Here is a 24,676-nt window from a genome sequence, read left to right on the forward strand (position 1 = left end):
GTTTTTTTGTCGCTCACTGCTTCGGCGCAGGGGCCGGTGCAGCGGCGGGCGGAGCTGTTGGCGCTGGCGCCGCAGCCCCCGGCGCGGCCGGTTTTGGTGCAGCGTCGTCGAACAGGTTCAAGCGTTCGCGCAACTCATGGGCCGGCACCGGTTGCTGATCCGCCGGCAGCGCGTTCGGATCGACCGGCGTCGCCGGAGCGGCGCCGTTCTGACCTTCGGCGGCTGGCTTGGCCGCGTCGGCACCTTGCGAACCTTCGATGGCGGCCTGGGCCTTTTTGGTCAGGACCACAATGTCGATGCGGCGGTTGACCGGGTTGAACGGGTTTTCCTTGTCGAACAGCGCCGACGAGGCGTAACCGACGACCCGCGCCACCTGCGAATCCGGATAGCTGCCTGCCACCAGCGCACGCCGCGCGGCGTTGGCACGGTTGGCCGAGAGTTCCCAGTTGCCGAAATCGCCGGTGCCGGTGTACGGCTTGGCGTCGGTGTGGCCGCTGATGCTGATCTTGTTCGGCACCGCTTTGATGGTGTCGGCCATGGCCAGCAGGATGTCTTCGAAGTACGGCTTCAGACGTGCCGAGCCCGAGTCGAACATCGGCCGGTTTTCCGCGTCCATGATCTGGATGCGCAAGCCGTTAGGGGTGATCTCAAACAGGATCTGATCCTTGAACTTCTGCAGCTGCGGGTTCTCGTCGACCTTGTTCTGCAGTTCTTGCAGCAACAGCTCCAGGCGTTCTTTCTCGACCTGTTCGGCCATGCCTTCGACCTGCTCGGTGTCGACCGTGACCTTGTCCGGTTGCGGCTGCGACTTCACCTCAGGGTTGAGGGTGTTTTCCGGTGCCAGGGTCGGTGTGCCGCCCAGATCGATGATGTACGGCGTACCGCTTTCGGAGAAGCCGACCGGATCCTTGAAGTAACCGGCGATGGCGATCTTCTGCTCAGGTGTTGCAGTGGACAGCAGCCACAACACCAGGAAGAACGCCATCATCGCCGTGGCGAAGTCGGCGAAGGCGATTTTCCACGCCCCGCCGTGATGCCCACCGGCTATGCGCTTGACGCGCTTGATGATTATCGGCTGATTATTTTCCATGACTTAGCGACCGCGAACGGCTTGTTCCAGCTCGGCAAAGCTTGGACGGTGCGCCGGGTACAGGACTTTACGCCCGAACTCCACGGCCAGCGATGGCGGCATGCCGGAAGCCGAAGCCACCAGCGAGGCCTTGATGGCTTCATAGACGTTCAGTTCTTCCTTGGCATCGTGCGCCAGGGAATGCGCCAACGGCCCGAAGAAGCCGTAGGCCGCGAGAATACCGAAGAAGGTACCGACCAGTGCCGCACCCACGTGCAGACCGATGGATTTCTGATCGCCCTCACCCAGCGACGCCATGGTCACCACGATACCCAGTACCGCCGCGACGATACCGAAACCGGGCATGGCGTCGGCGATGCCGTTCACCGCATGGGACGGATGCTCGAGGTCTTCCTTGAGGCTGTAGAGTTCCATGTCGAACAGGCCCTCCAGCTCATGCGGAGCCATGTTGCCGGAGGACATGATGCGCAAGTAATCGCAGATGAACGCGGTCATGCGCTCGTCTTTGAGTACCGCCGGGTACTTGGCGAAAATCGGGCTCGCGGCAGCGTCTTCGATGTCGCCTTCGATGGCCATCATGCCTTCGCGGCGGCTCTTGTTGAGGATCTCGTAGATCAGGCCGAGCACTTCCAGATAGAACGTGTGGCTGAAGCGCGAACTGAACATGCTCAGGGATTTCTTGAGCACGTGCATCGTCATGTAACCGGGGTTGGCCTGCAGGAATGCACCGAGGGCCGCACCACCGATGATCATCACCTCGAAGGGCTGGATCAGGGCGGCAATTTTGCCGTGGGAGAGCACGTATCCGCCGAGCACGCTCGCGAATACGACGATGATGCCGATAATTTTAGCCATAGGTAGAAAGTACTTATTTAAGTCGGGTTCAAGGTCATATTCGGAAGTTAAAAAATCTCTTCTTCTACTTATCGGCAAAACTGCGCCAGACTATAGCCAGTTCAGGCGAAAAGCCAATTTAGCCCATGCCGGGCGCGTCTACAGTCAGTGAAGATCTCGTCCAGACATGGCTAATGAAACGAACGTCCCACACGCAAAACCGACTACGCTCGAGGGCTGGGTCAAACTGCTCGATGGCGTGCGCCTGCCCGTGCCGCAAGAGGCGCACGACAAGGTGTGCCGGGCCATCCGTGACAACCGCAGCTCGCTGCGCGACATCGCCGACCTGATGCAGGACAGCCCGGCGCTGGCCTTGAGCATCATCCGTGAGGCCAATCGTCACACCCTCGGCACGATGACCGCGCCGGCAGAAAACCTTGAAGTCGCGATCAACCGTCTGGGCCTGGCACGGACTGAAGAATTGCTCGCGCGTCTGCCCGTCCAACCGCAGATGCAGATCCCCAAGGCGCTGCGCCAACTGCAAATGATCAGCCAGCACGCGACGCAACAGGCCAACGGTTTTTTCGCCAGTCGCCTGGCGCGCCTGTGGCAGGACATTCACTGGGGCAGCCTGTTGTTTCTCTCGCCGCTGTGGCCGCTGGCGCTGACGTTTCCCGAATTGCTCGAAGAGTGGGAGCTGCGGGTTATCCACAAGGGCGAATCGGCGCGCACGGTCGAGAAGCAACTGTTTGGCGTACGCCTGCTGAGGATCGCCGAGGCGCTGGTGCAGGTCTGGCACCTGCCGATCTGGGTGCAGCAAGGCTATAAGCTGCTGCTCAGCGAACAGCGCGAACTGGTGAAAGTACTGCGCATCGCCCGCGACAGCGAACATCCGTTGCGCCAGCAGAATCGCCTCGACGACGATCCGACCCTGCGCCGCTGGCTCAACCAGCCAGCCAACACCGTGTTGCTGGCCAACGGCCTGGCGCTGTCGGCACAACAGGCCTGGGACAGTCCGCACAGCGAGCGCTGGCAGTACCTGACCAGCCTTTATCTGCAAATCTCGATGGAAGAAGTGCAGCAGCAGTTGCACCAGCAAGCCGCCAACAGTGCGCGCCAGCATGCCATGCTCGATCTGTGGCACCCGGCCGTTTCATTATTATGGCCGTGGGGCACCCATCGCCTGCCGGCCGGGATGCTGCCGGCGGCGGCGCCGAATGCCGAGGATCTGACTCAATGGCGCCGGCAATGCGCCGAACTGCTGGCCGAGCCGAGCCGCTTCACCAATGCCATGAGCCTGACCGTCGCCGCCCGTGATGCGCTGGTCGCCAGCGGCATGCGTCGGGTGATGCTTCTGATGGCCGACCGCACGCAATCGAATCTGCGCGTGCACCAGACCTTCGGCCTGCCGAAAGAAGCCGCCGCGCTGAACTTCGTCGTCAGTCAAAGCAAAGTCTTGCAGCGCCTGCTCGCACAACAGGCTCAGGTGCGGATCAACCCCGAGAACAACGCACAGTTTTCCGCATTGTTGCCGCCGGGCCTGCGTTCGCTGTTCCGGGGCGAGCATCTGTTCCTGCGCTCGCTGGTCAATAACGGTCGGGTGATCATGATCGTCGTGGCCGACCAGGGCGGTGGGCCGTTCGCCGACATCACCGTGCAGGCGTTCGGCAAAACCGCGCAGTGCATCGAAAAGGCCCTGCACAGCTTTAGCAGCCGTGGCCGATGAGGCTGCGCTACAATCCCCCCCTTTGTGCTCTGGAGACCTCACATGTCTGACTTCTCTGGCTTGCCGCTCGTCATCGAGCCGAGCGACCTGCTCCCGCGTCTCGATTCCCCTGAACTGATTCTGGTGGATCTGACCAGCCCTGCCCGTTATGCCGAAGGTCACCTTCCCGGCGCACGCTTTGTCGATCCCAAGCGCACCCAGCTCGGCCAGCTCCCGGCGCCGGGGCTGATGCCGCCCAAAGACAAGCTCGAAGAGTTGTTCGGTGAGCTGGGCCATCGCCCGGACGCGGTCTACGTGGTCTACGACGACGAAGGCGGCGGCTGGGCCGGGCGCTTCATCTGGCTGCTCGACGTGATCGGTCACGACAAGTATCACTATCTCGACGGCGGTCTGCCGGCGTGGCTGGAAGCCGGCATGCCGATGTCGATCCAGGTGCCGCCTGCGGTGGGCGGTCCGGTGGCGCTGACCCTGCACGACGAACCGACTGCCACCCGCGAATACCTGCAAAGCCGTCTCGGCGCCGCCGATCTGGCGATCTGGGACGCACGCGGGCCGCTGGAATATTCCGGTGAGAAAGTGCTGGCCGCCAAGGGTGGACACATCCCCGGCGCGGTGAACTTCGAATGGACCGCTGGCATGGACAAGGCGCGTCAGCTGCGGATTCGCACGGACATGCCGCAGATCCTCGAAGACCTCGGGATCACCAAGGACAAAGAAATCATTACCCACTGCCAGACCCATCACCGGTCGGGCTTCACTTATCTGGTGGCCAAGTCCCTCGGTTATCCGCGGGTCAAGGGCTACGCCGGTTCCTGGGGCGAATGGGGCAACCACCCCGACACGCCTGTCGAGATTCAAGGTTCTAAGGACAACTAATGAAAGAGCGTCTGTTTATCCTCAGCCAGTACCTGCTGCCTCATCACCTGCTGTCGCGCCTGGCCGGTTGCGTTGCCGAGTGCCGCGTGCGCTGGTTCAAGAATGCCTTCACCCAGTGGTTCGCCAAGCGTTATCAGGTGGACATGTCGCAAGCGCTGGTCGAAGACCTGACCGCCTACGAGCACTTCAACGCGTTCTTCACCCGAGCCCTGAAAGACGGCGCGCGGCCACTGGATCAGACCCCGGGCGCGATCCTCAGCCCGGCCGACGGTGCGGTCAGCCAGCTCGGCCCGATCGAACACGGTCGCGTGTTCCAGGCCAAGGGCCACAGCTTCAGCGTGCTGGAACTGCTGGGCGGTGACACGGCGAATGCCGCGCCGTTCATGGGCGGCGACTTTGCCACCATTTACCTGTCGCCGAAGGATTACCACCGCGTGCACATGCCGCTGGCCGGCACCCTGCGCGAGATGGTCTACATCCCGGGCCGGATCTTCTCGGTCAACCAGACCACCGCGGAAAACGTTCCGGAGCTGTTCGCCCGCAACGAGCGTGTGGCGTGCATTTTCGACACCGAGCGCGGGCCAATGGCCGTGGTGCTGGTCGGCGCAATGATCGTCGCGTCGATCGAAACCGTGTGGGCCGGTCTGGTCACCCCACCGAAGCGCGAGCTGAAAACCTTCCGCTACGACGAAGCCGCCCGTGCGCCGATTCATCTGGAAAAAGGCGCGGAGCTGGGGCGCTTCAAGCTGGGTTCGACCGCGATCGTGCTGTTTGGTCCGGATCAGGTGAAATGGGCTGAAACACTGGTCGCCGGGTCTCCAGTGCAAATGGGCCAGGCCCTGGCCCTGCCAAACGCCTGATACAAGGCGCCCCTGTAGGAGCTGCCGCAGGCTGCGATCTTTTGACTTTGTTTTTAAAAACCAGGATCAAAAGATCGCAGCCTGCGGCAGCTCCTACCGGTTGAAGGCCGACCGGTTCATTTGCTGCTATGGTTTTTGGCATGAGCCAGACCATCTCCCCACCGCTGCTGAGCGCCCCGACCCCGACGCAAACGCGCCTGTCGTTCTGCGAAGCCACCCCGCGCGACCTCAAACGCTGGATCGCCGGCCTGCCCAAGGCCAACATCGGCGAAACCGCCCGCCAGTTGTACCAGGGCCTGGGCGAACTCAACCAATTGCTCACCCCCAGCGACAATCGCCTGCAACTGCTGGAGTTGCTGCGCCCCGAGGTGTACTTCGTCTGCCAGCATCTGGAGCGGCACTTCCTGCATCAGGCGATCCTGCTCGACGATCGTTCGCGCAAGATCAGCAACCTGTGTCAGGCGCTGCAAAGTCAGTTGGCGATCGGTTACAAGCAGATCGTTCTGCGCATTGCCCCCAAGTACCACAAGGATCGAGCGGCACTGGTCAGTCAGGCTCTGCAACGGGCCGCGCATGCGCTCAAGGGGCAACTGCTGCGGGCGACGCAGCTGTACAGTCCGCCGCCGGAACATCTGTGGTTCGAGCTGCATCAGCTGTATCGCGTGGCCTGCGCCTTGCAGCTGCAACAGCGCCGGGTACATGACGAACTGGCGAGCCTGAGCAGCGAACTGAGCCTGGAACAGACCTACATCGCCGCCCTGCTGCTGGGCAGCGCCCGTTGCAATCAATTGCGCCAGAACCAGATCGCCCGGCTGGCCGAAGTGCTGGAGCCGTGGAGTGCCCTGCTCAAATTGCATCCCGGCAGTCCGCAGGATGGACTGTTCGCCATCAGCGCCGAACTGGACGCCGGCCCGCGTTACCGCAGCATGTTTCGCAAAGAACAACAGGGCGCATTGCTGGGCTTCGATCCACAACCGCTGGTGAACGTGATCGAAGCGCATTTACTGCAGCAGGAGACGTCGACGCCGTTGCCGATCCCGGCAGGACTGAGCCTCGACACCCTGCAACATCTGCACGCCAGTTGGGGCCAGGCTGCCGAACGCAGTTTTCAGCGCACTGCCGGCCAGGGCAGCCTGACCGTGTGCGTCGGCATGAGCGCCCTGCACTTCTATCTGGGCGGCGAGCGCAGCTTCAGCGAACTGCTGAAACATCCCGGCGCCCGCGCGGCCAACTTCAGCCGCGCGGTGGTCAAGGGTGAAAAGGACAGCTGGAGCCAGGCCTTCGACGCCGCACCGCAGTCTGCGGCAGACGAGTTGCTGCCCTACGAGGAAATCCAGTACGACCATCTGGGCGAAGATGAAAGCGACACCGACAGCACGCCGAACTACCCGACCTACACGTTGCCGGTGATCAACCACAGCCCCGGTGGTTATTGCCTGGGCTGGCCAAGTGAGGTGCCGGCCGAGTTACAGGCCGGAGAAATGGTCGGGATTCAGGACAGTTCCAATCAGGGCTGGAGCATTGCGGTGGTGCGCTGGATTCGCCAGGTACGCGGCAGCGGGCCGCAAATGGGCATAGAACTGGTGGCGCCACACGCCGAACCTTGCGGTTTGCAACTGGTGCGCTCGCGGGATGATCACAGCCACTATTTACGCGGGCTGCTATTGCCGGAGATCAGTGCCATCGACTTGCCGGCGACCTTGCTCGCCCCGCGCCTGCCGTTTCAGGAAGGCAATAAAGTGCTGATCAACACCCACGGCGAAGAACACCGCGCCGGGCTGGATCGACGGGTGGCGAGTACGCACAGCTTCAATCAGTTTGCCTATCGCTCGCTGGAGGCCGCGCAGAATGGCGGGAGCGAGGAGAATTTCGATTCGTTGTGGAAATCGCTTTGAATCCTTAAAGATACTGTGGCGAGGGAGCTTGCTCCCGCTGGACTGCGCAGCAGTCCCATTCTCTTGAATTAAAGAGTGGGGCCGCTTCGCGCCCCAGCGGGAGTAAGCTCCCTCGCCACAGAGGCCGCCTCAGGCTCAGAGCTGCCCGTCGCGATCGCGGAAGCCCAGCAGGTACAGCACACCATCCAGCCCCAGCGTAGAGATCGCCTGCTTCGCCGACTGCTTGACCAGCGGCTTGGCGCGGAACGCCACACCCAGCCCGGCAATCGCCAGCATCGGCAGGTCATTCGCGCCATCACCCACGGCGATGGTCTGCTCCAGGCGCAAGCCTTCCTTGTGCGCCAGCTCCTTCAGCAGGTCAGCCTTGCGCTGGGCATCGACAATCGGCTCGATCGCCACGCCAGTGCATTTGCCATCAACCACTTCCAGTTCGTTGGCGAACACGTAGTCAATGCCGAGTTTGGCCTGCAACTGCTTGGCGAAGTAAGTGAAGCCGCCGGACAGGATCGCGGTCTTGTAGCCCAGGCGCTTGAGTTCGGCGAACAGGGTTTCCGCGCCCTCGGTCAGACGCAACGAAGCGCCGATGGAGTCCAGCACGCTGACGTCCAGGCCCTTGAGCAGCGCCAGGCGCTCCTTGAAGCTGGCGCGGAAGTCCAGTTCGCCAGCCATGGCGCGCTCGGTGATGGCCGAGACTTGCTCGCCCACGCCGGCAGCCTTGGCCAGTTCGTCGATGACTTCGGCTTCGATCAGCGTGGAGTCCATGTCGAACACCGCCAGACGCCGGTTGCGACGGAACAGCGAATCTTCCTGGAAGGCGATGTCGACGTTCAGCTCCTGCGCGACGCTGAGGAATTCGGCGCGCAACGCCTGCGGATCTGCCGCTTCGCCACGCACGGAAAACTCGATGCAGCCCTTGCCCTTGTCGGCTGGAGTGTCCAGCGGCATGCGACCCGACAGACGGTCAATATGGTCGATGTTCAGGCCATATTTGGCAGTGATCGAGCTGACCGCCTGCAATTGGCCGGCGGTCACTTTGCGGGTCAACAGGGTGACGATGTGGCGTTTCTTGCCCTGATTGCCCACCCATTGCTGGTAATCCTCTTCGGACACCGGGGTGAAGCGCACCTGCTGGTCGAGCTCGTAGCCCTTGAACAGGATGTCCTTGAGCACGGCTTTGCCCTGCTCGGAGTCGGGAATCTCGACCAGGATGCCGAACGACAGGGTGTCGTGGATCACCGCCTGACCGATGTCGAGAATGTTCACACCACCCTGGGCCAGAACGCCGGTAATGGCCGCAGTCAGACCCGGACGGTCGACTCCCGTGATGTTAATCAGGACGATTTCGCGCAACGCGCACCCCCGCAACTGGAAAAAAACCGCATTCTACCCACTTTCAGTGACCATCGGGCACCGCGAGCGCTTTGCCGGTCTAGGGCCTGTCGCTATACTGCGCGTCAACTTCACGGACAAAAGAGCCGAGCTCAGTGAACCGGCCCACGCCAGTTAAAACCGATAACTTCTTCCTGCTGATCTTCCGTGCACTGCGTCATCGCCGTGTACCGATTGCATTGCGCATTGCCAGCCATAACGTGATCCTGGTCGCTCTGGCCCTGGTGATCTATGCCGGGGTGATGGGCTTGCAGTTCAAGCAGGCCATGCACGAGCAGGCCGATGCGCTGGGCGAAAGCCTGACCACGCAGACTGCCACCTCCGCCACTGAACTGTTGGTGTCCAACGACATCCTCAGCCTCAACGTGCTGCTCAACAACCTGACCAAGAACAAGCTGGTGGCCCACGCGGCTATCTATAGCGTGGATAACCGCATCCTCGCCGAATCCGGTCAGCGCCCCAAGCACAGCCTGCTGGGCGAAGCCGAGGGCATGTACGAGAGCAAGATCACTTTCCAGGACGTGACCGCCGGGCAACTGCGCATCAGCCTGGACATGGATCAGTTCCAGCAGCCGATGACCATCAGCCTGCAGAGCATGGGTATTCTCAGTGCGATTCTTTTGGCGCTGTCGCTGGCCCTGAGCCTGCGCATGGGCCGTTACCTGTCGACGCCGTTGCTGCAACTGCGCGTCTGGCTGCGCAACATCGACGAATACACCCCGGGCACCGACCGTCAGGACGAGATCGGCGACCTTGCGCGTCAGCTGCACGCCAACTTCGCTCCGGAGCCGGCGCCAAAACCCGAGCCCGAGCCGGAACCCGAGTTCGAGGAAGAGGATGAGCCGGAGTTCGAAGTGCGCAACCTGCGTGACCCGAGCTTTGACGAAACCCGCCCGATGGCCGCGCAAAAACCTGCGCCGCGCCACGTGGTCAGCACCGTCGAAGACGATGAAGACGACGACGCGTTTGCCGATCTGCGCGACGAGTCGCTGGATGCAGCGCCGCAACCGGTCGCGCGCAAGGCCACACCAAGCGTGCCGCAGCACAGCGCGGTGCTGGCGATCCAGCTGGGTTCGCAAGAACAACTGCGGCGCCTGCCGCGTGCCCGCCTGGAAGAGTTGCTGGAGCGCTACCGCGATTGTCTCGATCAGGCCGCTTCGCTATATCAGGGCGAAATCGAAACCCTGAACGATGGCAGCACACTGATGCTGTTCCACACCGAAGACAGCGGTGACGACTATCTGACCAATGCCATCTGCTGCGGTGAACTGCTGCGGGCGCTGGGTCATCAGTTGCAGATCGAAGTCGCCGACAGCGGCATCACCCTGCAATTGCAGCTGGGCCTGACCCTGGGCGACGAGCTGTTCGGCCTGAGCCAGATCGACCTGCTGCTGACCGATTCGGCCCAGGATGCGCTGGCCCTGTCGCAACACAGCCGCAACCTGCTGCTGGTCGAGCGCAAGATCGGTGACGACAACCTGATTCGCCAGCGTGCGCGGATCCGCCCGATCGCCAGCCCTGAGGGGGCTTGCTGTGTCGAGCGCTTGATGGAGCCTTATCCGTCGATGCTCGAGCGGCAACTGGCGCGGATGCATGAGCGTCGGGCGTAAGGCTTAGGCCAGATGCACAGAAGCCCGCAGACGAGTGATTGTCTGCGGGCTTTTTTGTTGCCTGTACCGGCCCTTTCGCGAGCAAGCTCGCTCCCACTGTGGACGGTGGCTGCCACAGACCTTGTGAACACCTTCAAGACCTGTGGGAGCGAGCTTGCTCGCGAAGAGGCCCGCACTGACGGCAAAGATTTCCTGCCCCCAGACACAACAAAGCCCGCACAAGGCGGGCTTTGTTTTGACTCAAACCAGACTTAGAAGCGGAACACTTCCATATCGGTGCGAATTGGCGAAGCCATCGGAATCTTCGGCTGCTTCTCTGCATCCGCCGCCGGCGCTGCCGGTTTAGGCGCTGCCTTCCGCGGTGCTTCGGCCACCGGAGGCTGGTTGGCCAATGGCTTGAGCGCCACCGACAACTGCTCGGCCAGACGCTGCAGCAGAATCCCCTGCGCCTGCACCTGCGAAGCCGTGGTGCCGGCATGCAGCTCCTGCAGATGAACGATGCGGTTGTCGCGCACCTGACCACGACGGTCGATCAGACGCCATTGTGCATCGAGGATCGCCGGTTGCTTCTCACCGGAGTCCAGACGCGTGATGGTCAGCAATACCTGCACATCCGGGGTAAAACCCAAGGTGGCCGGTGCCAGCACCACACGTTGGCTGTCCAGATGGCCGGCCACCTGACGCATCAGCAATTGATCGATATCCGACGAAAGGCTGCCCGCCCAGCGACCATCGGTCGAGGCTTGCAGGCTGCCGTCCGGTTGACGTTGCAGCAAGGTTTCACGTTGCAGGTAATCAGCAATGACTACCGGACCCAACAAAACCGCCATGCCTGCGCTTTGCGCAGGCTGAGCCGGACTTCCGCTGTCCAGCTGATACAGCGACACCGGCTGGTGAACGCTGCAGCCCGCCAGGCCCAAAACGCCAGCGAGCAGAAAAATAAGGGGGCGCAGAGCAGTCATCATCCCGTCCAGGTGGCCGCCACAAGGCTGACCACAGTGAAAATACTCAATAAAAATGAAGAACGCTCGGCCACGCCGGCGCTTGGAAAGGGCATATCATCCGTGAATATGCGTTCCGACTCCAGCGCCAAAGCGTCGATCTACGCGTTAAATCGTAGATCGACGCCTCTAGATGGGCGTTTTCACCTAATTGAGGTTTTCGACGAGCAGCGCATCGACCCGCTGGAAGCCACGTGGAAGCTTGTTGCCACGCCGTCCGCGCTCACCTTTGTAGTGCTCGAGGTCTTCAGCTTTCAGTTTATATGGACGTTTGCCTGCTTGCAGGATCAACGTAGCCCCCGCGGGGATAACCGCAATGTCCGTGACAAACTCTTCACGGCTGGCGACACGGTCCCCCGGCACACCGATGATCTTGTTGCCTTTGCCCTTCGCCAGCTGCGGCAAATCGCTGATATTGAAGACCAGCATCCGCCCCTCGCTGGTCACGGCGGCAAGCAAGTCATTCTCGCGATCACTCACCGGACGCGGCGCGATCACCTTGGCGTTGTTCGGCAAGCTCAACAGGGCTTTACCGGCCTTGTTCTTGGCTTGCAGGTCTTCGCCTTTGACCACGAAACCGTAACCGGCGTCGGAGGCGATCACGTACAGCGCATCGTCTTCCGGCATCAGCACGCATTCGAAAGTCGCGCCCGGTGGCGGGGTCAGACGCCCGGTCAACGGTTCGCCCTGGCCGCGCGCCGACGGCAAGGTATGGGCGGCAACCGAATAGCTGCGGCCAGTGGAGTCAATCACCACGGCAGACTGGTTGGAACGCCCCGCCGCCGAGGTCTTGAAGCCGTCACCCGCCTTGTACGACAGGCCAGTGGCATCGATATCGTGGCCCTTGGCCGAACGGATCCAGCCTTTTTCCGACAGCACGACGGTGACTTTCTCGTTCGGCAGCAGATCGTGTTCGGTCAGCGCTTTCGCTTCAGCGCGCTCGACGATCGGCGAACGACGGTCATCGCCGTAGGTTTCAGCGTCTTTCAGCAGCTCGGTGCGCACCAGCTTCTTCAGCTTGGCTTCGCTGCCCAGCAGGGCTTGCAGCTTGGCTTGTTCCTTGAGCAGTTCGTCCTGCTCGTCGCGCAGCTTCATCTCTTCCAGACGCGCCAATTGCCGCAGACGGGTGTCGAGGATGTAGTCGGCCTGAATCTCGCTGAGGGCGAAACGCTCGATCAGCTTGGCTTTCGGGTGCTCCTCGGTACGGATGATGTGAATCACTTCATCCAGGTTGAGGTAGGCGATCAACAAACCGTCCAACAGGTGCAGACGACGCTCGACCTTGTCGAGGCGGAATTGCAGACGGCGGCGCACGGTCAGCACGCGGAATTCCAGCCATTCGACCAGCAATGCACGCAGGTTCTTCAGCTGCGGCTTGCCGTCCAGACCAATGATGTTGACGTTGACCCGGTAGGTCGACTCCAGCTCGGTGCTGGCGAACAGGTGCTGCATCAGCGCTTCGTGATCAACGCGGCTGTTGACCGGAATGATCACGATGCGGCACGGGTTTTCGTGGTCGGACTCGTCACGCAGGTCAGCGATCTGCGGTGCTTTCGACGGTTTGGCCTGCATCAGCGCGGCGATCTGCTCCAGCACCTTGGCCCCGGAGACCTGGTGCGGCAGGGCGGTGACGATGATGTCGCCGTCTTCGACGTGGTACACGGCGCGCATGCGCACCGAGCCCTTGCCGGTTTCGTACATTTTAAGCAGGTCGGCGCGCGGCGTGATGATTTCCGCTTCGGTCGGGTAATCCGGACCTTGAATGTGCTCGCAGAGCTGCTCGACCGTGGCTTTCGGCTCATCGAGCAGACGCACGCAGGCGGTGGCGACTTCGCGCAGGTTGTGCGGCGGCACGTCGGTGGCCATACCGACAGCGATGCCGGTGGTGCCATTGAGCAGGATGTTCGGCAAACGCGCCGGCAGAACCAAAGGTTCCTGCAAGGTACCGTCGAAGTTCGGCCCCCAGTCGGCGGTGCCCTGGCCCAGTTCGCTGAGCAGCACTTCGGAATAACGCGACAGACGGGCTTCGGTGTAACGCATGGCGGCGAAGGATTTCGGATCGTCCGGCGCACCCCAGTTGCCCTGGCCATCGACCAGTGTGTAGCGATAGCTGAACGGCTGGGCCATCAGCACCATCGCTTCGTAGCACGCTGAGTCGCCGTGCGGGTGGAACTTGCCGAGCACGTCACCGACGGTACGCGCCGATTTCTTGTGCTTGGAATCGGCGTCCAGCCCCAGCTCGCTCATGGCGTAGACGATACGCCGCTGTACCGGTTTCAGGCCGTCGCCGATATGCGGCAGGGCACGGTCCATGATCACGTACATGGAGTAGTTGAGGTAGGCATTTTCGGTGAAGTCAGCCAGCGAGCGGCGTTCTACACCGTCCAGGCTGAGATCAAGGGAGTCGCTCATGCGGGCCTCATCGGTTCGTTGTCTGGCGCAGCAGCATGGTGCCACCGCGCTGGGTAAATTCAAGTTTGTTCAGGGCGCTCATGCCGAGCAGCACCTGATCGCCATGCAGCCCCGGCGCCACCAGTGCACGGACGTCCCGCAGCACGATGTCGCCCAGTTGCAGGCGGTCGATCTTTGTCCGGTAGCCCTGGCTCAGGCCGTTGGCCGTGCTCAGGGTCACGCCGAAACCTTCTTCCAGTTTCAACCGTTTGGCCAGATCCGCCGGGATCGCCACATCGGTGGCGCCGGTGTCGAGCATGAACTCCACCGGCTCACCGTTGATCTGACCGCTGGCGACAAAATGCCCTTGAGCATTGCCGGCCAGTTTTACTTCGATCACGCCGTCATGCTGCTCGGAGCTGACCACGACATTCGGATTCTGCTGACGCTCTTCCCACTGGCCGAAAAACCGCGTGGCCAGAAACAGCCCGGCGCACCAGGCCAGAATCATCAGCACCCGGCCGGCGCGTTTACCCGGCGGTTGCTGATTCACGGCTTGGCGCTCCAGCCACCTTCCGGCGCGGCGAAGCGCCAGACGATCGGCCGAACCTCACCGTCTGCCCGCGGGCCGAAGTTATTGTCGACGCCGACCCACGCACCCTCAGCATCAACGATCAGCGCCTCTTCCAGCCCGAAGTTTTGCGAGTAACGGCGGTTGGCCTGCAACAGTTCAGCGGCGTACGACCAGCAACGCTCGACCTTGGCGGTCTGCGCATCGCGCCGGCAAATCTGGAAGGCGTTGCGTTCAAGGGTAAACAATTTGCCGTTGAACAACGAAAGGTCGGAAAAGTCGCGGTCGACCGCTTTGGCATGCGGGAACTGCGGCGGCTGCATCTCCTTGCCGCCCTCGCTGAGCAGCACGCAACGACCGTCGCAATCCCACACTGTCTGCTGACGCTTGATCAGCAGCAAGCCGCGGTTTTGCCGTTCGCCGGCCAGCCACATCTGATCGCCCGCCGGGTTGATCGCCAGACCTTCGAAGATCGCGTTGAAATGCAGGAGCATGCCACTGGCACGTGCTTCGCGAACCATCATCGGCGAAATCTTCAGCCAGTTGGCCGGGCCGCTGACGGGCACCTGCAAGACCGCCGCGTGGCCCTCGCTGACAATGTAGCGATTGCCGGCGCTGTCGCAGCTGATACCTTCGAAATCCAGGTCGCCACCGCGCACGAACGACGCGGCCCAATTGCGCGAGCGCAATCCCCACGGCAGACCGGTCTCCGGCACCGGGGGCACGTCGATGTGCAAGGCTTCGGCCTGCCAGACCTGATCGGCGGTATTGAGCCGATAGATCTGATCGTCATCGCGGTCCGACACCGTCCACAACTCGCTGCCACACATGGCCAGTCCCGACAGGTTGCCGCCACGCATGCCTTCGACCGGATGTTCCGAGAGCACGCGCAATTCCTGCAGCGGCTCGGCCGACACACTCATCGCACTCAGCAGCAACGCACCCGCCAAGGCCCAGCCAAACCGCATCAGGCCAGCACCTCGGCCAGGTTGCCCTTGGATTCGAGCCAGGTCTTGCGGTCACCGGCGCGTTTCTTCGCCAACAGCATGTCCATCATTTCCGAGGTCTCGGCAAAATCATCGCCCAGCGTCAACTGCACCAGGCGCCGGGTGTTCGGGTCCATGGTGGTTTCACGCAGCTGCGGCGGGTTCATTTCACCCAGACCCTTGAATCGGGTGACCTGCGGTTTGCCGCGTTTCTTCTCGGCCACCAGACGGTCGAGAATCCCGTCGCGCTCGGCTTCGTCGAGGGCGTAGTAGATCTCTTTGCCGAGGTCGATGCGGTACAGCGGCGGCATCGCCACGTAGACGTGACCGGCATCCACCAACGGGCGGAAATGCTGGACGAACAACGCGCAAAGCAAGGTCGCGATGTGCAGACCGTCGGAGTCGGCGTCGGCGAGGATGCAGATTTTGCCGTAACGCAGCTGGCTCATGTCTGCGGCGCCCGGATCCACCCCGATGGCCACGGCGATGTTGTGCACTTCCTGGCTGGCGAGCACTTCGCTGCCGTCGACTTCCCAGGTGTTGAGGATCTTGCCGCGCAACGGCAGGATCGCCTGGAACTCCTTGTCCCGCGCTTGCTTGGCGGAACCACCGGCGGAATCACCTTCGACCAGGAACAGCTCGGACCGCATCGGATCCTGCCCGGCGCAGTCAGCCAGTTTGCCCGGCAGCGCAGGGCCCTGGGTGACGCGCTTGCGCTCGACTTTCTTGCTCGCTTTCAGGCGGCGACCGGCGTTGTTGATCGCCAGTTCGGCCAGCGCCAGACCGGTTTCCGGGTTGGCGTTGAGCCACAGGCTGAATGCATCTTTCACGACGCCGGAAACGAACGCCGCCGCTTCACGCGACGACAGACGCTCTTTGGTCTGACCGGAGAACTGCGGTTCCTGCATCTTCATCGACAGCACGAAAGCGATGCGCTCCCAGACATCTTCCGGCGCCAGCTTCACGCCGCGCGGCAGCAGGCTGCGGAATTCGCAGAACTCGCGCATCGCATCGAGCAGGCCCTGACGCAGACCGTTGACGTGAGTACCACCCTGCGCCGTCGGGATCAGGTTGACGTAGCTTTCCTGCACCGCGTCGCCACCTTCCGGCAACCACAGCAGCGCCCAGTCGACCGCTTCTTTATTACCGGCGAGGCTGCCGCAGAACGGCTCGTCCGGCAGGCGTTCGAATTCGCTGACTGCGTCCACCAGATACGAGCGCAGACCGTCTTCGTAATGCCACTCGACTTTCTCGCCGGTGCCTTTGTCTTCGAAACTGACCAGCAGCCCCGGGCACAACACAGCCTTGGCCTTGAGCACGTGCTTGAGGCGGCTGATGGAGAATTTCGGTGAATCGAAGTATTTCGGATCCGGCGCGAAGTACACGCTGGTGCCGGTGTTGCGCTTGCCGACGGTGCCGACGATTTCCAGCTCGGTGGCCTTGAAGCCATCCTTGAAGGTCATCTGGTATTCGTTGCCGTCACGCTTCACGCGTACCCGGACTTCGGTCGACAAGGCGTTGACCACGGAAATACCCACCCCGTGCAGACCGCCGGAGAACTGGTAGTTCTTGTTGGAAAACTTGCCGCCCGCATGCAGTTTGGTGAGGATCAGCTCGACACCCGACACCCCCTCTTCCGGGTGAATGTCGACCGGCATGCCGCGACCGTCGTCGCTGACCTCCAGCGAGTGATCGGCGTGCAGAATGACCTGCACCGATTTGGCGTGGCCGGCCAGGGCTTCGTCGACGCTGTTGTCGATGACTTCCTGGGCGAGGTGGTTCGGCCGACTGGTGTCGGTGTACATGCCGGGGCGTTTGCGCACCGGGTCGAGGCCCGAGAGGACTTCGATGGCGTCGGCGTTATAAGAGCTAGCGCTGGGAGTGGCCATAGGGTCTCGTCGTCAGTGATTCAATGAAAAAGGGGCAAGACGTCACAGTGCGGTGAAATCGATTGCCTGATACAAATCGGCGCCAATGCCGGCAAAACTCAGCAACGCCGGCAATTGCCCGGCAAAACCCTGAAAACTGTGGTCGCCGCCGGCCTGAATGCGCAAGGCACAGGCCCGGTAATATTGCTGGGCGAGGCGATAATCCAGTGTTTCATCACCGGTCTGCAACCACACCTGATAACGCTGTGCATCCACCGGCGCCGGCACTTCCAGCTCGGCCAGGGCCGTCACATGGTCGTGGGTCAGTTCCCAGGTCTCATCGGTATACAGGTTTTTCTGCGTGCCCAGGTAGCCGTCGAACATCCGGTGCGGGCTGACCGCCGGGTTGACCAGCAGGGCTTTCAAGCCGTGGCGCTCAGCCAGGTGAGTCGCATAGTAGCCGCCGAGTGAGCTTCCCACCAGCAACGGCCGGCCCAGCTCGGCAATCGCCTGCTGCAACTGACCGATGGCTTCACGCGGGTGGTGATGCAGCGCCGGGACACGCAATTGCTCGCTCAAACCCAGCCGCTCCATCACCGCGACCAGCTGACAGGCCTTTTTCGAGGCCGGCGCGCTGTTGAAACCGTGGATATAGAGGATCGAACCGGACATTTGAGCTCCCTGGGTGTCGGCGAAAGATAGCGGAGTTTACAGGGAGTCAGGGGAACGGCATAAACAAAAACCCTGTGGCGAGGGAGCTTGCTCCCGCTCGGCTGCGCAGCAGTCGTAACCCTGACAATTCAAATCATCTGCGGATATGCGGTGACTGGGTTCGGGTCTGCTGCGCAGCCCAGCGGGAGCAAGCTCCCTCGCCACAATGGTGTCAGTAACCGTTGGAACCGTAATCGACAGTGAATTCGAAGTCGGTCACGCGCTCCACGCCTGTCTCCAGCCGCCCGTCCGGCAGCAGCCGCAACCAGCGATAGCCCGGTGCCTGCTCGCCGACCTTGAAATCGTCACTGCCCGGTTCGAACTGAATGCAGGTCGAAGGCGAGGCCATCAGCCGCACACCTTTGCGCTCGCGGTCGATTTCCTGATGCACATGGCCCCACAGCACTGCGCGGGCCTGGGGAAAACGATCGAGCACCTCGAAGAACGCTTCGGGATTGCGCAAACCGATCGGCTCCATCCATTGGCAATTAATCGACACCGGATGATGGTGGAAACACACCAGATGATGACGCTCCGGGGCTTCACTCAATGAACGCGCCAGCAGCTGCAGTTGATCGTCCTGCAGATAACCCGGCACAGAACCCGGCACCGCCGAGTCGAGCAGGGTCACGCGCCAGTTGCCGATATCAACCACCGACTCCAGCAGTGCGCTTTGCACCGCGGCCTCAGCCATGATCAACGGCTCATCGTGATTGCCGGGAATCCAGCGCGCCGGCGCATCGATCTGCGCACTCATCTGGCGAAACTGCTGGTACGACTCCAGCGTGCCGTCCTGGGATATATCACCGGTGGCGAGGATCAGATCGATCTGCGGCTGCTGCCCCAACACCAGCTCAATGACCTTTTGCAGGCTCTCGCGGGTGTTCATGCCCAGCAGCGTGCCGTCCGCCTCGGCGAACAGGTGACTGTCGGATAGCTGCACCAGCAACGCCGGATCGGCGGTGGTCAATGCGGATACGCTCGGCAAGGCGTTCTCCCAGGGCAAAAGCACGGAATCGGTTGAGTGCCGCAATTATGCTGGGGGATGACGCAAAGGGGAAACCGGCGAACCGGACGCAGTTCACAACTAGCGTACGACTTCGTACTCGTGCCCCAGGGCCAGACAATGGCTCAGCCATTCCCCCAGGAACAGATTGAGCTGGGCCTTTTCATCCGGCTGATGCATCGCGGCGTTCGGGTAAGGATAGATGCCGCGAAAGCGTCGCGCATGTTCGGCGCTGATCACCTCGGCCATGCGCGCGTCGTGATAGACCTGCACTTCCAGTTGCGGTACCGGCAGCCACGGCAGACTGTGTTCCTGACGCACCTGCAACGTGGTGGTGTACGGGCAGGTCTGCAGCACTTCGAGGGCCAGCACGCCGAGCATCTGCTCGCCCTGGGTCACAGCGATGCGCCGCGCCTCGGGGTCGTTGCGCATGTCCGGCACCAGTCGCATCAGGCGCGCGTAGTTGGCCTCGCAGGCAGCTTGCAGCCCGGCGAGGTCGACTCGATAGCGATCGCGCAGCTTGTTTACGACCATAACCCCCTCACTTCGGCGCGGTTGAGCGCCAGCCATTGCAAGGCGATGATGCTCGCCGCGTTGGCAATGCGTCCGTCACGGACGGCCTGCAAGGCATCTTCAAAGGCCCAGACCGTGACGCGGATGTCTTCTGCTTCTTCCTCCAGCCCATGCAGGCCGCCTACGCCTTCGGTGCTGCAGTGCCCCAGGAACAAATGCACGAATTCGTTGCTGCCGCCCGGCGACGGAAAATATTGGGTCATCGGCCACAGGGCCTTGATGTCCAGCCCAGCTTCCTCCTGCGCCTCGCGGTGAGCAACTTCTTCCGGCACTTCGGCCTTGTCGATCAGACCGGCGACCAGCTCAACCAGCCACGGATTGTCGGTCTTGCCCATGGCACCGACGCGAAACTGCTCGAGCAGCACCACTTCATCGCGCTTTGGATCGTAAGGCAGCAGGCACACGGCATCGTGACGCACGAAGACTTCGCGGTTGATCTCGCGGCTCATGCCGCCGGCGAACAGTTCATGGCGCAGGTGCAAACGGTCGAGCTTGTAGAAGCCCTCGTAGCAGCGCTCGCGCTTTACGACGTCGACGGTGACCGGAGTGGCGTTGGCAAAATCTGTCATGAGCATCCTCTCTTGCTGCAAATCCAATACGAGGCTGCTTTTGGTTACTGGCGACCTCGACTTCGCGCCATCCTAACGCGCCCGCGATGATTGATGCAGCCCCTTTACCGTCAGCGGGATGGACGGTGGCGGCGAAACCCACTCTAATTAGCTTAGTGGCGAACTGACTGCTTCGGCGAGAGTCGAAGCGGATAACTTTTTGCCTTCCCCTGCTTCAGAAAGGACGCCCATGTCGCTTTTCAAAATTGCCTCCGTGGCCGCCATCGCCCTGACCCTGGGCGCCTGCGCCAACCTGTTCCAGCCCAACTACCGCACGCCGTTGGACACGACCCGCGATGCGTCGGAAACCCTGAAACCCGGCTGTTCCAACCCGGACTGCCCGCTGGTGAATATCGATACCGTGCACTTCGCGGCCGAGCCTGCGCTGGACGGCATTATCGAAAAACGTCTGCTGCAAATGACCCGCACCGAGCAGAACGCAGCGGTGGCGCCAACCCTGGCCGCCTATCGTGATCAATTCCTGCGCAACGCCGGCCCGCGTAACAGCAGCTATCTGCAGGCCAAGGTACGCGAGCAGCATGACGGCTTGGTGATCATCGAACTGTCGAGCTATCTCGACACCGGCGGCGCCCATGGCACGCCGGGCCGCGGTTTCATCAACTACTCGCGTCAGCAGCATAAAGTGCTGAACCTGTCGGACATGTTGCTGCCGGATCAGGAAGAGGCGTTCTGGAAAGCGGCGCAAGTGGCGCACAACAGCTGGCTGATCAGCACCAAGCTCGATCAGGAAGCGGATTTCGTGAAGAGCTGGCCGTTCGTCAAAACCCCGAACGTGGCGCTGACCTACGGTGGCGTGATCCTCAAGTACGACGTGAGCACCATCGCGCCTTACGCGCTGGGCCACGTCGAACTGAAGATCCCTTACCCGCGTCTGAACGGCATTCTCAAGCCCGAGCTGTTTCCCGGCCGTAACTGAAAGCCCGGCCAAGCACCAGTTGCAACAGCCCTGCCAGCACCAGTGCCGGCAGGGTCGCGCCGACATCCGGATACAGATTCGCCAGCAAGTGGTAGGTGCTGATCCCGCCCAGCCACGCCAGCAGCGCCGGCCAGCGCAATGCGCCTGACGCCACCTGAGCGCTGCGCTTGCGCAGGATGAAGTGATCCACCAGCACCACGCCGAACAGCGGCGCAAACACCGAGCCGATCAGCAACAGGAAGTTCTGGTACTGCGCCAATGGCGCCAGCAGTGCAATCAGGGTGCAGATCACGCCGATGGCCAATGCCAGATGCTCGACTTTCAGGCGCAACAGAATCCCGCTCGACACCGCTGCCGAATGAATGTCGGCGAAAGCGTTTTCCGACTCATCCAGCAGAATCAGCAACAGCGGAATGCCCAGACCGGCCCCGGCCAGTGCCAGCAGCAACGCATTGACTTCACCGCTCGGCGCAAACGCCAGGGTGTAGGCCACGCCGAGACTCATCAACCAGAAATTGCCGATGAAGAAACCGATGGCGGTGCCGCCGAAGACGTTCTTCGCCCGCTTGCCGAAACGCGAGTAATCGGCGATCAGCGGCAGCCACGACAGCGGCATCGCGATGGCAATGTCGAAGCCCACGGCAAACGGCATCGAACCGTCCCCGGCACGGGCCCAGAGTGCCGCCAGATCAGCCTTGGCGAACAGATTCCAGGTCAGCCAGATGCACGCGGCGAGGATCAGCCAGATACCCCATTTACGCAGGATCTTGCGCACGAACGTCAGCGGCCCGCTGACCGCGAGCAAAGTCGCCAGTGCGCCGAAGCACAAGGTCCAGAGCATCGGGTTGGCCCACAGCGAACCTTCGCTGAACGCACGGCTGCCGAGCAGACTGGCGGCGTCGCGCATGACGATGATCTCGAACGAGCCCCAACCGATCAGTTGCAACAGGTTGAGCAGCGCCGGCAGGCTTGCGCCTTTGCTGCCGAGGCTGAGCTTGAGGGCAGCCATCGACGACAGACCGGTGTCGCTGCCGATCACGCCAACGGCGGCCAACAGCAGCACGCCAACCAGCGTGCCGAGGAAAATCGCCAGCAGCGAACCGGAGAGGCCCAGACCGGGCGCGAGCAAGGCACCGGTCTGCAAGACCATCAGGCCGATGCCGAGGGAGAACCACAGGGAAAACAGATCGCGACCGCCGAATACTCGCTTGTCGGCGGGTACGGCGAGGTCGGGGGAATAAGTGCCGGGTTGAATGCTCAAGGGTGTTATCTCAGAGGGACATTTGTTGTTGTGTGTGATCGCACACCATGCCTGTGGCGAGGGAGCTTGCTCCCGCTGGTCTGCGCAGCAGACCCAAAACCGGCCAACGCGTTCTTTCAATCAGAACGCGTTGGCCGGATTTACGACTGCTTCGCAGCCGGGCGGGAGCAAGCTCCCTCGCCACAGAGGCTCCGGTCATCCCAGAGCCTTTCAGGTCAGATCAAACCTTCTTGTACAGCTGACTGCCTTCCTTCTTGAACCGCTCGGCCTGCTCCGCAAGGCCTTGGGCGACGTCCACGTCGACCGCATCAATCCGCTGGTTGGCCGCGTATTCGCGGACTTCCTGGGTGATCTTCATCGAGCAGAATTTCGGCCCGCACATCGAGCAGAAGTGCGCGACCTTGGCCGAGTCCTTCGGCAGGGTTTCGTCGTGATACGAACGGGCGGTATCCGGGTCCAGGCCGAGGTTGAACTGGTCTTCCCAACGGAATTCAAAACGCGCCTTGCTCAAGGCGTTGTCGCGAATCTGTGCGCCCGGGTGCCCCTTGGCCAAGTCCGCTGCGTGGGCAGCGATCTTGTAGGTGATGATCCCGGTCTTCACGTCATCCTTGTTCGGCAAGCCGAGGTGTTCCTTCGGCGTCACGTAGCAGAGCATCGCGCAGCCGAACCAGCCGATCATCGCCGCACCGATACCCGAGGTGATGTGGTCGTAACCCGGAGCGATGTCGGTGGTCAGCGGGCCGAGGGTGTAGAACGGCGCCTCGTCGCAGCACTCCAGCTGCTTGTCCATGTTCTCCTTGATCAACTGCATCGGCACGTGGCCCGGGCCTTCGATCATGCACTGCACGTCGTGTTTCCAGGCGATCTTGGTCAGCTCGCCGAGGGTTTCCAGTTCGCCGAATTGCGCTTCGTCGTTGGCGTCGGCAATCGAGCCCGGACGCAGGCCATCGCCCAGCGAGAAGCTGACGTCGTAGGCCTTCATGATTTCGCAGATTTCGTCGAAGTGGGTGTAGAGGAAGTTCTCTTTGTGGTGCGCCAGGCACCACTTGGCCATGATCGAACCGCCACGGGAAACGATGCCGGTCACGCGTTTGGCGGTCAGCGGCACGTAGCGCAACAGCACGCCGGCGTGGATAGTGAAGTAGTCGACGCCCTGCTCGGCCTGTTCGATCAGCGTGTCGCGAAACAGCTCCCAGGTCAGGTCTTCAGCGACGCCGTTGACCTTCTCCAGCGCCTGATAGATCGGCACAGTACCGATCGGCACTGGCGAGTTGCGGATGATCCATTCGCGGGTTTCGTGGATGTGTTTGCCGGTGGACAGGTCCATCACGGTGTCCGAGCCCCAGCGAATGCCCCAGGTCAGTTTCGCCACTTCTTCTTCGATGGACGAACCCAGGGCGCTGTTGCCGATGTTGCCGTTGATCTTCACCAGGAAGTTACGGCCGATAATCATCGGTTCCAGTTCGACGTGGTTGATGTTGGCCGGAATGATCGCGCGACCACGGGCGATTTCTTCGCGCACGAACTCGGCGGTGATTTCTTTCGGGATGCTCGCGCCGAAGCTGTGGCCGGCGTGTTGCTGGGTCAACAGGCCAGCCGCGCGGGCCTCTTGCAGCTTCATGTTTTCGCGGATGGCGACGTATTCCATCTCGGCGGTGATGATGCCTTTGCGCGCGTAGTGCATCTGGCTGACGTTGGCCCCTGCCTTGGCCCGGCGCGGGTTGTTGACGTGGGCGAAACGCAGTTTGGTCAGCTCTGGGTCGGCCAGGCGTTCCTGGCCGAAATTGGAACTCAGGCCCGGCAGGCGCTCGGTGTCGCCACGGTCATCGATCCACGCCGAACGCACGTCGCCCAGACCTTTGCGCACGTCGATCACCACGTTCGGATCGGTGTACGGGCCCGAGGTGTCGTAGACGGTGACCGGCGCGTTGATTTCGCCACCGAAATCGGTCGGCGTCACATCGAGGGTGATTTCGCGCATCGGCACGCGGATGTCCGGGCGCGAGCCCTGAACGTAGACTTTTTGCGAACGGGTGAACGGCTTGACCGATTGCTCGTCGACCTTGGCCGAGTCACTCAGGTTGATCGCGTTTTTTGCTTTTGTCGTCATCACGGGCTCTCCAGACAGCATCCAGGCAGTGGATTGTCGGAGCAGAACCTGAAAGGCACGGACGCACCAGGACTGGTGCTGTGCATCGTCGTCGAGCGTTCGATTGTCGAACAATTTCCCGGACGAAGCACAAGAGGACTCGCCGGGTGACGAGAAATCTTGTTCCCTACGCAGGCGCTAACCTGATCAGGTTCAACGGGATCCGAAATTATTCGATCTCAGCCTCATAGCAAGGCACCCCGACAAGAACCCGGCCAGTCTAGACACAACCGGCAAAGAACGCCAACACCGCGGCAAACACCATGATGAATGGCGCAATTAGCGGGACTTGCAGGATTGTTGCCGCACGATTGCGCAACTACACTCGCTGTGC

At 61.9% G+C, this 24,676-nt stretch carries 20 protein-coding genes and 1 riboswitch; of the genes, 6 read left to right on the forward strand and 14 right to left on the reverse strand.

The window, feature by feature from the left end; all coding sequences use genetic code 11:
• Positions 1 to 13: 13 nt before the first annotated feature.
• Both motB and motA read right to left on the reverse strand, forming a co-directional pair.
• Entirely contained in the window at positions 14 to 1,090 is a 1,077-nt protein-coding gene (gene motB, locus PMI25_RS17885) for a flagellar motor protein MotB (protein ID WP_007967412.1), read from the reverse strand.
• A 3-nt stretch (positions 1,091 to 1,093) separates the two neighbouring features.
• Positions 1,094 to 1,945 carry a flagellar motor stator protein MotA gene (gene motA, locus PMI25_RS17890; RefSeq protein WP_007952169.1) on the reverse strand — a complete coding sequence of 284 codons (852 nt, stop codon included), beginning with the start codon at positions 1,943 to 1,945 and terminating at the stop codon, positions 1,094 to 1,096.
• A 166-nt stretch (positions 1,946 to 2,111) separates the two neighbouring features.
• On the opposite strand from motA, the gene PMI25_RS17895 reads away from it, so the two are divergent.
• The 4 genes from PMI25_RS17895 to PMI25_RS17910 all read left to right on the forward strand — a co-directional run bounded on the left by PMI25_RS17895 (position 2,112) and on the right by PMI25_RS17910 (position 7,281).
• On the forward strand, positions 2,112 to 3,650 hold the full coding sequence (locus PMI25_RS17895) for an HDOD domain-containing protein (RefSeq protein ID WP_007967411.1): 1,539 nt from the start codon (positions 2,112 to 2,114) through the stop codon (positions 3,648 to 3,650).
• 42 nt (positions 3,651 to 3,692) lie between these two features.
• Positions 3,693 to 4,526, forward strand: coding sequence for a thiosulfate sulfurtransferase (rhdA, locus tag PMI25_RS17900; protein ID WP_007967410.1), 834 nt, complete (start codon positions 3,693 to 3,695; stop codon positions 4,524 to 4,526).
• Entirely contained in the window at positions 4,526 to 5,386 is an 861-nt protein-coding gene (asd, locus tag PMI25_RS17905; protein WP_007967409.1) for an archaetidylserine decarboxylase, read from the forward strand. Before rhdA ends, asd begins: the two co-directional genes overlap by 1 nt.
• A gap of 140 nt (positions 5,387 to 5,526) precedes the next feature.
• Positions 5,527 to 7,281 (forward strand): hypothetical protein, encoded by a 1,755-nt coding sequence (locus PMI25_RS17910; RefSeq protein WP_045122112.1) that lies wholly within the window; start codon positions 5,527 to 5,529, stop codon positions 7,279 to 7,281.
• 135 nt (positions 7,282 to 7,416) lie between these two features.
• Here the strand turns inward: PMI25_RS17910 and serB are convergent, their stop codons facing one another.
• Entirely contained in the window at positions 7,417 to 8,631 is a 1,215-nt protein-coding gene (gene serB / locus PMI25_RS17915) for a phosphoserine phosphatase SerB (protein ID WP_007967407.1), read from the reverse strand.
• A gap of 134 nt (positions 8,632 to 8,765) precedes the next feature.
• Between serB and PMI25_RS17920 the strand changes: the two genes are divergently transcribed.
• Positions 8,766 to 10,280, forward strand: a complete 1,515-nt coding sequence (locus PMI25_RS17920; RefSeq protein ID WP_007967406.1) for an AhpA/YtjB family protein — start codon at positions 8,766 to 8,768, stop codon at positions 10,278 to 10,280.
• Between the two features lie 251 nt (positions 10,281 to 10,531).
• Here PMI25_RS17920 and PMI25_RS17925 read toward each other — a convergent pair whose 3' ends face one another.
• The 9 genes from PMI25_RS17925 to PMI25_RS17965 all read right to left on the reverse strand — a co-directional run bounded on the left by PMI25_RS17925 (position 10,532) and on the right by PMI25_RS17965 (position 19,956).
• On the reverse strand, positions 10,532 to 11,242 hold the full coding sequence (locus PMI25_RS17925) for a PqiC family protein (RefSeq protein ID WP_007967405.1): 711 nt from the start codon (positions 11,240 to 11,242) through the stop codon (positions 10,532 to 10,534).
• 186 nt (positions 11,243 to 11,428) lie between these two features.
• Entirely contained in the window at positions 11,429 to 13,693 is a 2,265-nt protein-coding gene (parC, locus tag PMI25_RS17930; protein WP_007967404.1) for a DNA topoisomerase IV subunit A, read from the reverse strand.
• A gap of 7 nt (positions 13,694 to 13,700) precedes the next feature.
• Positions 13,701 to 14,225 (reverse strand): retropepsin-like aspartic protease family protein, encoded by a 525-nt coding sequence (locus PMI25_RS17935; RefSeq protein ID WP_007967403.1) that lies wholly within the window; start codon positions 14,223 to 14,225, stop codon positions 13,701 to 13,703.
• The gene (locus tag PMI25_RS17940) at positions 14,222 to 15,211 is read right to left on the reverse strand and encodes an esterase-like activity of phytase family protein (protein ID WP_007967402.1); all 990 of its coding nucleotides are present in this window, start codon (positions 15,209 to 15,211) and stop codon (positions 14,222 to 14,224) included. The genes PMI25_RS17935 and PMI25_RS17940 overlap by 4 nt, the downstream gene beginning before the upstream one ends.
• Complete coding sequence (gene parE / locus PMI25_RS17945; RefSeq protein WP_007967400.1) at positions 15,211 to 17,118, reverse strand: DNA topoisomerase IV subunit B; 1,908 nt, start codon at positions 17,116 to 17,118, stop codon at positions 15,211 to 15,213. The genes PMI25_RS17940 and parE overlap by 1 nt, the downstream gene beginning before the upstream one ends.
• 42 nt (positions 17,119 to 17,160) lie before the next feature.
• The gene (locus PMI25_RS17950; protein WP_007967399.1) at positions 17,161 to 17,769 is read right to left on the reverse strand and encodes a YqiA/YcfP family alpha/beta fold hydrolase; all 609 of its coding nucleotides are present in this window, start codon (positions 17,767 to 17,769) and stop codon (positions 17,161 to 17,163) included.
• A 211-nt stretch (positions 17,770 to 17,980) separates the two neighbouring features.
• Positions 17,981 to 18,796: a 3',5'-cyclic-AMP phosphodiesterase gene (gene cpdA / locus PMI25_RS17955; RefSeq protein WP_007967397.1), complete on the reverse strand. Its 816-nt coding sequence runs from the start codon at positions 18,794 to 18,796 to the stop codon at positions 17,981 to 17,983.
• A 99-nt stretch (positions 18,797 to 18,895) separates the two neighbouring features.
• On the reverse strand, positions 18,896 to 19,348 hold the full coding sequence (locus PMI25_RS17960; protein ID WP_007967395.1) for a DUF1249 domain-containing protein: 453 nt from the start codon (positions 19,346 to 19,348) through the stop codon (positions 18,896 to 18,898).
• On the reverse strand, positions 19,339 to 19,956 hold the full coding sequence (locus PMI25_RS17965) for an NUDIX domain-containing protein (protein ID WP_007967394.1): 618 nt from the start codon (positions 19,954 to 19,956) through the stop codon (positions 19,339 to 19,341). Before PMI25_RS17965 ends, PMI25_RS17960 begins: the two co-directional genes overlap by 10 nt.
• A gap of 229 nt (positions 19,957 to 20,185) precedes the next feature.
• On the opposite strand from PMI25_RS17965, the gene PMI25_RS17970 reads away from it, so the two are divergent.
• Entirely contained in the window at positions 20,186 to 20,932 is a 747-nt protein-coding gene (locus tag PMI25_RS17970) for an RsiV family protein (protein WP_007967392.1), read from the forward strand.
• Here PMI25_RS17970 and cytX read toward each other — a convergent pair.
• Entirely contained in the window at positions 20,901 to 22,193 is a 1,293-nt protein-coding gene (cytX, locus tag PMI25_RS17975; protein WP_007967391.1) for a putative hydroxymethylpyrimidine transporter CytX, read from the reverse strand. The genes PMI25_RS17970 and cytX overlap by 32 nt on opposite strands.
• Before the next feature lie 220 nt (positions 22,194 to 22,413).
• Positions 22,414 to 24,303 (reverse strand): phosphomethylpyrimidine synthase ThiC, encoded by a 1,890-nt coding sequence (gene thiC, locus PMI25_RS17980; RefSeq protein WP_007967390.1) that lies wholly within the window; start codon positions 24,301 to 24,303, stop codon positions 22,414 to 22,416.
• 146 nt (positions 24,304 to 24,449) lie between these two features.
• Positions 24,450 to 24,555, reverse strand: a riboswitch (TPP riboswitch).
• Positions 24,556 to 24,676 lie beyond the last annotated feature (121 nt).

It is taken from the genome of Pseudomonas sp. GM30 (assembly GCF_000282275.2).
Classification (GTDB): domain Bacteria; phylum Pseudomonadota; class Gammaproteobacteria; order Pseudomonadales; family Pseudomonadaceae; genus Aquipseudomonas.

Bases quoted from the DNA above. Each gene is read 5' to 3' on its own strand.
- PMI25_RS17960 (WP_007967395.1), bottom strand. From the start codon at position 19,348: ATGGTCGTAAACAAGCTGCGCGATCGCTATCGAGTCGACCTCGCCGGG.
- rhdA (WP_007967410.1), top strand. From the start codon at position 3,693: ATGTCTGACTTCTCTGGCTTGCCGCTCGTCATCGAGCCGAGCGACCTG.
- thiC (WP_007967390.1), bottom strand. From the start codon at position 24,303: ATGACGACAAAAGCAAAAAACGCGATCAACCTGAGTGACTCGGCCAAG.
- parE (WP_007967400.1), bottom strand. From the start codon at position 17,118: ATGGCCACTCCCAGCGCTAGCTCTTATAACGCCGACGCCATCGAAGTC.
- PMI25_RS17940 (WP_007967402.1), bottom strand. From the start codon at position 15,211: ATGCGGTTTGGCTGGGCCTTGGCGGGTGCGTTGCTGCTGAGTGCGATG.
- PMI25_RS17895 (WP_007967411.1), top strand. From the start codon at position 2,112: ATGGCTAATGAAACGAACGTCCCACACGCAAAACCGACTACGCTCGAG.
- PMI25_RS17950 (WP_007967399.1), bottom strand. From the start codon at position 17,769: ATGTCCGGTTCGATCCTCTATATCCACGGTTTCAACAGCGCGCCGGCC.
- asd (WP_007967409.1), top strand. From the start codon at position 4,526: ATGAAAGAGCGTCTGTTTATCCTCAGCCAGTACCTGCTGCCTCATCAC.
- PMI25_RS17910 (WP_045122112.1), top strand. From the start codon at position 5,527: ATGAGCCAGACCATCTCCCCACCGCTGCTGAGCGCCCCGACCCCGACG.
- PMI25_RS17970 (WP_007967392.1), top strand. From the start codon at position 20,186: ATGTCGCTTTTCAAAATTGCCTCCGTGGCCGCCATCGCCCTGACCCTG.
- motB (WP_007967412.1), bottom strand. From the start codon at position 1,090: ATGGAAAATAATCAGCCGATAATCATCAAGCGCGTCAAGCGCATAGCC.
- parC (WP_007967404.1), bottom strand. From the start codon at position 13,693: ATGAGCGACTCCCTTGATCTCAGCCTGGACGGTGTAGAACGCCGCTCG.
- motA (WP_007952169.1), bottom strand. From the start codon at position 1,945: ATGGCTAAAATTATCGGCATCATCGTCGTATTCGCGAGCGTGCTCGGC.
- PMI25_RS17965 (WP_007967394.1), bottom strand. From the start codon at position 19,956: ATGACAGATTTTGCCAACGCCACTCCGGTCACCGTCGACGTCGTAAAG.
- PMI25_RS17925 (WP_007967405.1), bottom strand. From the start codon at position 11,242: ATGACTGCTCTGCGCCCCCTTATTTTTCTGCTCGCTGGCGTTTTGGGC.